This is a genomic window from Planktothrix sp. FACHB-1355 (genome assembly GCF_014748295.1).
Lineage (GTDB): Bacteria > Cyanobacteriota > Cyanobacteriia > Cyanobacteriales > Aerosakkonemataceae > Aerosakkonema > Aerosakkonema funiforme_A.
This window is the reverse complement of the sequence record NZ_JACJUP010001372.1, coordinates 1-1495: the sequence shown is the minus strand read 5'-3', so window position 1 is coordinate 1495 and position 1495 is coordinate 1. Positions and strand designations below refer to the sequence as shown.

Below are 1495 nucleotides of genomic sequence, written 5' to 3'. Positions count from 1 at the left end.
GAAACTATTCGTGCGATCGCGCCAAATATACCCCTGATCGCCTCTGGGGGACTGCGTAATGGTTTGGAAACTGCCAAAGCGATCGCGCTGGGTGCTGACATCGCCGGGATGGCATGGCCATTTCTGCAAGCAGCGGCGGAATCGGAAGAAGCCTTGCACGCCTTAGTGAAAGTGTTAATAGCAGAAATTACGACGGTACTATTTTGTACGGGTAACGCAACGCTATCTGACCTAAAAAACTCTGGAGCTTTGCAGAAGTTACCGATTAGCTAACAAAAGACGAATAATTAAATTAACCATTAGGAATTACCAAACAATATGCGGGATTTCATTAAACACACTTTTGCTACTTTATTAGGTTTATTAATTTTCTTTGGTTTGGGAACGGGCGGACTAATTATTCTGCTTATTTCTGCCGCAACCAGAGATACGGGGCCACAAGTAAAAGATAAGTCAGTATTGGTTTTTGATATGTCTGTGCGAATCACGGACACAAATCCTTCTTCCGGGACAGGAGAGTTAATTCAAAAAGCCGTATCGGGAGAAGATGACCGCGAAAGGATTACTTTACGCACCGTGCTGGATGCGATCGACACTGCCACCAAAGATAAACGTATAATAGCCATTTACTTGGATGCCAGCGGCGAATCAGAAGGTGCGGTGGGAGGTTTTGCAACGCTCAAAGAAGTGCGGCAAGCACTCTCAAGATTCAAAGCATCTGGTAAAAAGATTATCGCCTACAACGTTGGCTGGGATGAACCGAGTTATTATCTAGCCTCAGTAGCAGACAGCATCGTTGTCCATCCATTAGGTATGATGGAACTGAACGGCCTGCGATCGGAAACTATGTTCTTGGCAGGAGCGTTTCAAAAATACGGTGTTGGCGTGCAAGTAATCCGAGTTGGTAAATACAAATCCGCCGTCGAACCATTTGTCTTAAAACAGTTAAGTGCGGAAAATCGCCAACAAATTCAAAAATTGTTAAGCGATATTTGGGGCGAATTTCGCGCTACAGTTGGGAAAAGCCGCAAGTTAACTCCCCAAAAAGTTCAGGCGATCGCAGATAGTCAAGGTTTGTTGATGCCAGAACAGGCTCGCAAAAATGGTCTAGTGGATAAAGTCGCTTATTTAGATGAGGTAGTATCCGACCTCAAGAAGTTAACTGGCAATAATAAAGATGAAAAAACATTCCGACAGATTAGCCTGAGTACCTATGCCAGAGTCGCGGATAAATCTGTAGGGGAAAACCGTCAATCTCAAAATAAAATTGCCGTTGTCTACGCCGAAGGCGAAATCGTTAACGGAGAAGGTAGCATCAGACAAGTGGGAGGCGATCGCTTAGCCAGACAACTGCGCCAGATGCGAATGGATGAGGACGTAAAAGCTGTAGTTTTGCGGGTTAACAGTCCTGGCGGTAGTGCCACGGCGTCTGAGATAATTCAGCGAGAAGTGAGACTCATTCGTCAGCAAAAACCGGTGATAGTTTCGATGGGAG

2 protein-coding genes are annotated in these 1495 nt (G+C 45.4%); both read left to right on the top strand.

Going from position 1 to position 1495, the window contains the following annotated elements; genetic code table 11:
- Nucleotides 1–273: alpha-hydroxy-acid oxidizing protein (locus tag H6S82_RS32535; RefSeq protein ID WP_191057453.1), on the top strand; the 273-nt coding region annotated here is incomplete at its 5' end.
- Nucleotides 274–318: 45 nt separating this feature from the next.
- The coding region (gene sppA, locus H6S82_RS32530) for a signal peptide peptidase SppA (protein WP_191057452.1) at nt 319–1495 on the top strand (1177 nt) is incomplete at its 3' end.